Source organism: Streptomyces sp. NPDC008092 (genome assembly GCF_042957285.1).
Lineage (GTDB): Bacteria > Actinomycetota > Actinomycetes > Streptomycetales > Streptomycetaceae > Streptomyces.
On the sequence record NZ_JBIBHY010000014.1, the window covers coordinates 298808 to 306873 of the forward strand.

At 72.5% G+C, this 8066-nt stretch carries 7 protein-coding genes; 2 read left to right on the forward strand and 5 right to left on the reverse strand.

The genetic code is table 11. The annotated features are described in order from the left end of the window. Nucleotides 1-98: 98 nt before the first annotated feature. The 4 genes from ACFZB3_RS38145 to ACFZB3_RS38160 all read right to left on the reverse strand — a co-directional run bounded on the left by ACFZB3_RS38145 (nt 99) and on the right by ACFZB3_RS38160 (nt 4726). Nucleotides 99-1106 carry a ParB/RepB/Spo0J family partition protein gene (locus tag ACFZB3_RS38145; RefSeq protein WP_391384571.1) on the reverse strand — a complete coding sequence of 336 codons (1008 nt, stop codon included), beginning with the start codon at nt 1104-1106 and terminating at the stop codon, nt 99-101. A gap of 403 nt (nt 1107-1509) precedes the next feature. Next, the gene (locus ACFZB3_RS38150) at nt 1510-2712 is read right to left on the reverse strand and encodes an FtsX-like permease family protein (RefSeq protein ID WP_391384574.1); all 1203 of its coding nucleotides are present in this window, start codon (nt 2710-2712) and stop codon (nt 1510-1512) included. Next, entirely contained in the window at nt 2709-3572 is an 864-nt protein-coding gene (locus ACFZB3_RS38155; RefSeq protein ID WP_391384577.1) for an ATP-binding cassette domain-containing protein, read from the reverse strand. The genes ACFZB3_RS38150 and ACFZB3_RS38155 overlap by 4 nt, the downstream gene beginning before the upstream one ends. Continuing rightward, nucleotides 3569-4726: a peptidoglycan-binding protein gene (locus tag ACFZB3_RS38160; RefSeq protein ID WP_391384580.1), complete on the reverse strand. Its 1158-nt coding sequence runs from the start codon at nt 4724-4726 to the stop codon at nt 3569-3571. Before ACFZB3_RS38160 ends, ACFZB3_RS38155 begins: the two co-directional genes overlap by 4 nt. 445 nt (nt 4727-5171) lie before the next feature. Between ACFZB3_RS38160 and ACFZB3_RS38165 the strand changes: the two genes are divergently transcribed. Together ACFZB3_RS38165 and ACFZB3_RS38170 are read left to right on the forward strand one after the other, a co-directional pair. Next, complete coding sequence (locus ACFZB3_RS38165; RefSeq protein ID WP_391384582.1) at nt 5172-5825, forward strand: response regulator; 654 nt, start codon at nt 5172-5174, stop codon at nt 5823-5825. A gap of 9 nt (nt 5826-5834) precedes the next feature. Continuing rightward, nucleotides 5835-7133 carry an ATP-binding protein gene (locus ACFZB3_RS38170; RefSeq protein ID WP_391384584.1) on the forward strand — a complete coding sequence of 433 codons (1299 nt, stop codon included), beginning with the start codon at nt 5835-5837 and terminating at the stop codon, nt 7131-7133. A 279-nt stretch (nt 7134-7412) separates the two neighbouring features. On the opposite strand, the gene ACFZB3_RS38175 is transcribed toward ACFZB3_RS38170, so the two are convergent. Further along, the gene (locus ACFZB3_RS38175) at nt 7413-8012 is read right to left on the reverse strand and encodes a hypothetical protein (RefSeq protein WP_391384587.1); all 600 of its coding nucleotides are present in this window, start codon (nt 8010-8012) and stop codon (nt 7413-7415) included. Nucleotides 8013-8066: the final 54 nt, after the last annotated feature.

Below are 8066 nucleotides of genomic sequence, written 5' to 3' on the forward strand. Positions count from 1 at the left end.
GCCGCAGGCAGTTCCGCGGCGGTCTCTTCCGGTGTGCCGGGCGGCCCGCCGTCCAGGTGTCCGTTGCGAACGGTTGGACGGCCGGCCGGCCGGTGGGTTCAGCCGATCTGGGCGACGTCCTCCTTGACCCGTACCGCGAACTCCGACCACAGGTCGGCGAACTGCCGGGCGAGGTCGGCGACGATGTCGCTGCAGTGCGGAGGAACGTTGCTGATGATGGCCTCCCAGTCCTCGTTGCGCACGCTGTGGAGGGCGAGCAGCCGCAGCAGGCTGCGGCCGGTCTCCGTGAAGCGCAGCGCCGGGTCGGCCTTGAGGCGCTTGAGGAGGACGGCGCGGTCGGCGGCCGGTTCCCCGCGGCGCCGGACGCCGCCCGGTGCGGCGATCACCAGGGGGCCGAACTCCTTGCGCGAGGCGGGCTGTTCGTCCGGCCGGCCGGCGGTCTTGCCGCGGCGCTGCCCGGGCAGCAGGTCCTCACCGTTGCGCAGCCGGTTGCGGACGTCACGGGCGGTCTCCGGCGAGATACCGGCCGCCCGTGCGACCTGACGCAGTGAGAGGTCCGGGTTGGCGGTGAGCAGCCCGCCGGCGAGAATCCGGCCCACGCTGCCGTCGACCGGCCGCAGCCGCCCGTCCTGGCCGAGCCGCCTCCTGGCGGGCTCGGACTCCCGGCCCACGAGCTTGCGGATCTCCCCGACCGTCCCCGGGGAGATCCCGGTGACCGAGGCGACCTTCCGGTCCGACCACAGCGGATGCGTGACGATGATGCGTTCCGCCGCGCGCTTGCGGTCCGCCAGGGCGAGCGGCAGACCGTGGGTGACGTTCAGCTGCACCGCGAGGACGAACGCGGCGGCCTCGTCCCCGTCGAAGAACCGGGCGGCGATGGTGCGTTCGCCGCGCAGTCCGGCCGCCTTCAGCCGGTGGAAGCCGTCGATGACGCGCATCGTCGGCCGGTGCACGGTGATCGGCGGCAACGGGTCCTGGGCCGCGGCCAGGCTCTGGATGTGCTCTGCTCTCTCTCCGGCCAGCCTCGGCGATCCGGACAGGCTCAACGAACCGATCTCGACCTCCACCACGGGCTGCTGACTGACTTCCGCCTCCCAGGGTTCCACCCCAGCTCCTCACTGTCCCCCGTTGACGCGGACCGCGATCGCCGTCCGCGTGAGAACCGCTGCCGAGCGGTGCTTTCCGAAGCAGATCCACCGCACTCTCCACCGGATTGCGGGAAATCGCCGTTCGGCAATTCATCCGCGCTCTCTCCGGGATTACGGCGGTCACGCACCGGAATTTGTTTCCGGCAGCCGTTCCCGAAATTAACAGCTCGGTTTCAGGATCGAAACCCCTACGCGGAACGCCGGACCACCCCCTAGCCACCACCCCCTACCTACCCCCTAGCCATGGATAGGGGGTAGGTAGGGGCACGGTGCGGATGCGGGTCCCGGCTGCCGGAGCCGCACACACGCGTGCCCGGCACGCGGGGGTCTGCGTGCCGGGCGCGGGAGACGGTGGTGCCGTTCAGGTCGTCCGCAGTGCCTCGGTCGGCTGCATCCGGGCCGCGCGGAGCGCGGGGAGCAGTCCCGCGACGGCGCCGATCGCGACGGCCGCGCCCAGGCCCCCGCCCCAGGCCAGTGCCGGGACCACCGTGGCCCAGCCCTTGACCTCGGCGTAGACGGCGGTGGCGACGACGCCCAGCACCACCCCGGCCACACCGCCGAGGGCGGCGAGCAGGATCGCCTCCGTCAGGAACTGGATGCGGATGTGCCCCTTGGTGGCGCCGAGCGCGCGGCGCAGGCCGATCTCGGAGCGCCGCTCCAGGACGGAGATGACCATGGTGTTGGCGACACCGACGCCACCCACGAGCAGGGCCACCGCGCCGAGCCCGAGGAAGAGGCCGTTCAGTGCCGACTGGGCCGCGGCGCGGGCCTCCAGGGCCTCGGAGGGCTGGCTGACGGCGACCTCGTCGGGATGCTCGGGGTTGGCCGTGGCGGCGAGCAGCTGCTGTACGTCGGTGACGTGGTCGGTCTGCGCGCGTACGTACAGCATCGACGGGTGGCCGTCGAAGTCCAGGTACTTCTCGGCGGCCTGGTAGCCGACGAGCACCGAGGAGTCGATCTCCGGCGTCAGCGTCGCGGTGTTGAGGATTCCCGCGACGTAGAACCACTGGCCCCCGACCCAGATGCGGATGCCCGGGTGGACCTGGGCGATGCCCAGCCGGGCGGCCGCGGTGGCACCGAGCACCGCGACCGGCTGGGTGGCGGTGGCGGCGTTGAGGTACTCGCCGTCGGCCACGGTCGTGCGCACCGCGGTGGGCAGGTCCAGGCTCGCCGCGTCGACGGTGATGCCGTTGGTGTTGATGCTCGGGATGTAGGGGCTGCGGAAGGCGTCGGCGTCGGTCTTCCCGGTGCTCTGGATCTTCTCGACGTTCTGGATCCGGCCGATCATCGCCGGTGCGTCGGTGGGGAGTTTGGCCTCGCCGCCGCCCAGCACCCGGCCGGGGGTGACCGTCAGCAGGTTGGTCCCCAGCTTGTCGAGTTCGGCCAGCAGGCCTGCCTGGGACGAGGCGGACAGCCCCATCACCGCCACCATCGCGGCGACGCCGATGGCGATGCCGAGCGCGGACAGGGCCGCCCGCATGCGCCGGGTGCGCAGCCCCACGCCGGCGGTCCGGGCCAGGTCGGCCGGATGCATCCGGCCGGGGGCCTGGAGCGTGGTGGTCATGGCAGGGGCCTTTCGCTGGACAGCGGCTGCTGGTCGGTGTCGGTGTCGACATCGGCGACGACGCGGCCGTCGAGCACCTCGATGCGGCGCGGTAGTTGGGCGGCCAGTTCCCGGTCGTGCGTGATCATGACGATGGTGGTGCCCTCGGCGTTGAGCTCCTTGAGCAGCTTGAAGATGGCGGCCCCGTTGACGCTGTCGAGGTTGCCGGTGGGCTCGTCGGCCAGCACGATCGCCGGGTTGTTGGCCAGGGCGCGGGCGATCGCGACCCGCTGCCGTTCACCGCCGGACAGCTCCGGCGGCCGGTGGCCGGCCCGGTGGGCGAGGCCGACCCGGCCGAGGGCGACGGCCGCGGCCTTCATCCGCGCGCGGTACCGGACGCCGGAGTACAGCATTCCGTCGGCCACGTTCTCCAGGGCGGTGGAGTGCTGGGCCAGGAAGAACTGCTGGAAGACGAAGCCGATCCGGCTCGCCCGCAGCCCCGCCAGGGCCCGGTCCGACATCTTGGCGACATCGTCGCCGACCACCCGGACCGTGCCCGAGGTGGGCCGGTCCAGGCTGCCCATCACCTGCAGCAGCGTCGACTTGCCGGACCCCGAAGGACCCACGATGGCCACCAGTTCACCCCGGTGGATGGTGAAGCCGGCCTGGTCCAGGGCCACCACCGGCGAGGCGCCGGGGTAGATCTTCGACACGTTCTCCAGCTGCAGGACCGGCTCGCCGGTGCGGCGGGCACCGGCCGCACCGGCCGTCGGCGTCTCCTTCGCCGTGTCCTTCGCCGTGTCCTTCGCCGTGTCCTTCGCCATGGCGGTGTCCGCGCCTGTGTCCGCGCCCGCGTCGGTGCCTGTGCCTGTGCCGCTCATGTCGACGGCACCACAATCTTCTGCCCCACCGCGAGTCCGGTGCCCTTGACCTCGACCGTGCCCGCGCTGTCGTCGAACAGCCCCGTCGTCACCGTGACCAGCCGGTGCCGGCCGTCGGCTCCGACGACCTCGACGGCGTACTGGCCGCCCGAGCGCGCCAGCAGCGCGTTCACCGGAACCATCAGCGCGTCCTTCACCGAGTCGGTGACGATCGACACCTGGACGGGCGCCTGGTCGAGCTGCCCGGTCACCTTCGGGTTCAGCGGCCTGATCCGGACGTTGATGGTCATGCTGTCCGCCGACTTGGTCGCCACCTTGCCGACGGACGACACGACACCGGGCGTGCTCTGGCCGTTGGGCAGCGTGATGGTCACCTTGTCGCCGACCGCCACCTGCGACTGCTGGCTGGCGTTGAGCGCGACGGTGACCTCCCGCTCGGTGGAGGACCCCTCGATCAGCACCGCGCCGGGCTGGGCCTCGCCCCCGCGGACGGCACCGACCTTGGTCACCCGGATCTCCTTGGCCGGCAGGAACACCACCTGGCCGAGCGGCAGGGTGCCCGTCACCTTCAGCCCCAGGTCGTCCTGGAGTTCCCGGAGCGCGTAGTACGTCTGCCAGCCGAAGTAGTCCGAGTCCGGGTCGATCTCGCTCTTCTTGGCGTAGCCGAGGGAGACCAGCGCGGCGTTCAGCTGCTTGACGTCGGCGCCCTTCGACTGCCAGGCCAGCGCCCGGTACGTCGGTACGTAGGCGCCGTACAGGAAGACCACGGGTGCGCCGTTCACCCGGTAGAGCACGTCGCCCTGGCGGATCACCGAGCCCACGCCGGGCAGTTGCGTGATGGTGCCGCTGCTCTTGTTGACGACCTGGTAGGCGCCCGCGTACCCGAGTGTTCCGTTCTCCTGGGCCCGGGCGTCGAGTGTGCCCCGGGTGATCTGCGCCGTCCCGGTGCGCGTGGCCGGCTGGACCGGCGTGTCCTTCGTGTCGTTGCCGAACGGGTCGGTGACGACGACGCCCACCCCGCCGGCGGCCAGCACGGTCACCACGATCGCGGCGGTCAGTCCGCGCCGCCCGCGGCGTCCGGAGCGGCGGCTCGGATCGTTCCCGCCCGGCTCGCCGACGTCCGCGTCGTCCTGGGAGATCTGCGCAGTGCTCACGATGGGCTCCCGGGCTGTGCAGAGGCGGTCCGTCGCGCCGGCCAAAACCTTCCGCGGGGGTTTCCCGCCCGGTCGACGTCCGTGTTCCGGTCGGTATGAAGCCCGATGGCGCTTTGCATATCCCCTCCGTCAATCGTTGGAATCCCGCATGCGCCCTTTCTACGGGCAGGGCGGTTTCACCGAGGTTTCGCTCCCGCGGAGTGGATCCTCAACTCCCGCCGGGCCAGGGCACCTTGACGTCATGCGCGGCCGACCGCGCGGACCCCGCACTTGGACGGCGCCGATGAATGCGCCCGCCTACACTGACGAATCGCAGCGAGAAACCGCAAGGACCCGGATCGGACGGACAGCGGCGATGAAACCATGCGGAAACCAGGCGCGGAGGATCCTGTCGGACGTCGTCGACGTGCTGTTGTCGTAGGAACCGGCTTCAAGGGGGCTTCAGGTGCGGGTGCTCGTCGTGGAGGACGACCAGGAGATGGCGCAGACGGTGGCCGCGGGGCTGCGCCAGTCGCAGATGGCCGTGGACGTGGCGTACGACGGGCCGGGCGGGCTCGACCGCGCGCTGTACAACGACTACGACGTGATCGTGCTCGACCGGGACCTGCCGGGGATGCACGGTGACGACGTGTGCGCCGAGCTGATCGTGGCGGGCTGCCGGGGCCGGGTGCTGATGCTCACGGCCGCGGCGACGACGGAGGACCTCGTCGACGGGCTCAGTCTGGGCGCCGACGACTACCTTCCCAAGCCGTTCGACTTCCCGGTGCTGGTGGCCCGGGTCAGCGCGCTGGCCCGGCGGGCGCATCCCGCGGTACCGCCGGTGGTCCACCACGGCGATCTGCAGGTCGACACCGCCCGCCGCACAGCCAGCCGGGCCGGCCGGCCGCTGCGGCTCGCGCCCAAGGAGTTCGGTGTACTGGAGCTGCTGCTGACCTCCCGGGGCCGTGCCGTGTCCGCCGAGGAGCTCCTCGAACGGGTCTGGGACGAGGCGACCGACCCGTTCACCAACGCCGTGAAGATCACGATCAGCCGGCTGCGGGCCAAGCTCGGTGATCCGCCGATCATCGAGACCGTGGCCAAGCGGGGATACCGGATCTGAGGAGGGACCTTGTCGGTTCTCGCCCGGCTCGCCGGACGCTTCGCCCTGCCCCATCCGTCCCGCCGTACGGTCCGGGCGAGACTGACCCTCCTGTACGGCGCGCTGTTCCTCGCCTCGGGTGCCACGCTGCTGGCGATGACGTACGCCCTCGTGCAGAGCTCCGTATGGGGCGACGGCCCGCAGAGCAGCACCTCCGGCGGCCTGCCCTCACCGGCCGTGGGCGGCGGTACCGGCGCGCTGGGGACGGGCCAGCCCCCGGAGGGCGCGGCGGTCGCCATGGACCAGCTCTCGGAGCGCGCGCAGCGGGCGCTGGCCCAGCAGAACAGCACGATGATGCACGAACTGCTCGTCAACTCGGGGATAGCGCTGGCCCTCATGGCCGTGGTGTCGATCGCGCTGGGCTGGCTGGTCTCGGGACGCATCCTGCGGCCGCTGCGCACCATCACGGTCGCCGCGCGGAACATCTCGGCGACCAGTCTGCACGAGCGCCTGGCCCTGGACGGCCCGGACGACGAGCTGAAACAGCTCGGCGACACCTTCGACGATCTGCTCGGCAGGCTGGAGGCCGCGTTCCGGGCCCAGCGGCAGTTCGTCGCCAACGCGTCCCACGAACTGCGGACTCCGCTCGCCCGGCAGCGGACGCTGGGGCAGGTCGCGCTCGCCGACCCCGGGGCGACGGTGGAGTCGCTGCGCGCGGCCCACGAACGGATCCTGGTGGCCGGTGCCGAGCAGGAGCGGCTCATCGAGGCACTGCTCACGCTGACCCGCGGCCATACGGGCATCGAGGTCCGCCGGCCCTTCGACCTCGGACGGCTCGCCCACGAGGTGGTCGACGCCCGCAGGGCCGAGGCGGGCTCCAGGGCCGTGCGGCTCCGGACGTCGTTCTCCGCCGCCCGGGCGGCAGGCCACCGGCCGCTCGCCGAGCGTCTCGTGGTCAATCTCGTGGACAACGCGATCCGCTACAACGTCCCCGACGGCACGGTGGAGGTCACCACCGGTACGTCGGAGGGCCGTGCCGTCCTCACCGTCTCCAACACCGGACCGGTGGTGCCGCCGGACGCCGTCGAGCGGCTCTACCAGCCGTTCGAGCGGCTCACCGCCGCCCGTACCGGGCGCCGTGAGGGACTCGGGCTCGGCCTGTCCATCGTCCGGGCGATCGCCGCCGCCCACGACGCCGAACTCACCACCGCCGCACACCCCGAGGGCGGCCTCACCGTCACGGTCACCCTGCCGGCCGTGGCCGGACCCCCGCCGCTCCCCCGGCACCGCCCGGCACAACAGGCCGGCGCGCCCGCACCTCCCCGGTGACCCGCCCACCACCGCGGGCCGGACGGCGTCCACGGCGGACGGCCGCCGGCCCCGGGGAGCGGGGGGCCCCCGGGCCCCCCCCGGGGGGGGGGGGGGGGGGGGGGGCCGCCCCGGGCGGGACAAGGCGCGGGGGCCCCCCGCGCGGAACAAAGTTGTTGTGGCCGCCCCCCCCGGGGGGCGGGCGGGCGCCCGCGGGGGCGGCCCCGGGGCCCGGGGGCGGGCCGCCCGGGCGCCCCCCGGGGGGGGGGGCCAGCGGGTGCGACGCTCCGGCCGGGTACGTCACTGGCCGGGTGCCCCGCTCTGGACTTCCTTCTTGTTGCCGCCCGCCGCCTTCTCCAGGATGGGCTGGCAGATCTTGTCGGCCTTCGCGTAGATCTCGCCGTTGGGGTCGACGCCGAGGGTCTCGGCGTTGATGTCCAGGCCGCCGTCGGCGTTGGGGTCCGGGAACTTCGGGACGCCGTTCTTCCGCATGCACTTGGCGTACGCCAGTGACGCGTCGCGCACCCCCTGGGAGGCCGAACCGCCGCCGCCGGCGGGCAGGAGCGACTTGCACTTCTTGTCGGCGGCCTGGGCCTGCGCCGACTGCATGTCGACGTTGTTGCCGTTGATGTCGATGAGCCCCTGGGCGTTGGGGTCCGGGAAGTTCGCCACACCGTTCTTGCGCATGCACTGGGCGTAGGCGAGCGTGCTCTTGCCCTGGGTCGTCGCCGACGCCCCGCCGCCCGCGCCCGTGTCGCTGCCGGAGCCGCCGTCGGAGCAGGCGCCGGCGAACAGCACCATGGCCGTCACCCCGGCGAAGGAGGCGCCCAGGCGTATCCCGCGCCGCGTGCGACGGGTCCGCCTGCTGTCCGGGCCATCATGGCCGTGAGCACCCTGCATGTCGTTCTCCGTTTCTACGGGAGGTTCCTGGTGACTTCTTCAGCGAACGGGCGC

Coding starts and splice junctions, on each gene's coding strand:
- ACFZB3_RS38150 (WP_391384574.1), bottom strand. CDS start 2,712: ATGACCACCACGCTCCAGGCCCCCGGCCGGATGCATCCGGCCGACCTG.
- ACFZB3_RS38175 (WP_391384587.1), bottom strand. CDS start 8,012: ATGCAGGGTGCTCACGGCCATGATGGCCCGGACAGCAGGCGGACCCGT.
- ACFZB3_RS38155 (WP_391384577.1), bottom strand. CDS start 3,572: ATGAGCGGCACAGGCACAGGCACCGACGCGGGCGCGGACACAGGCGCG.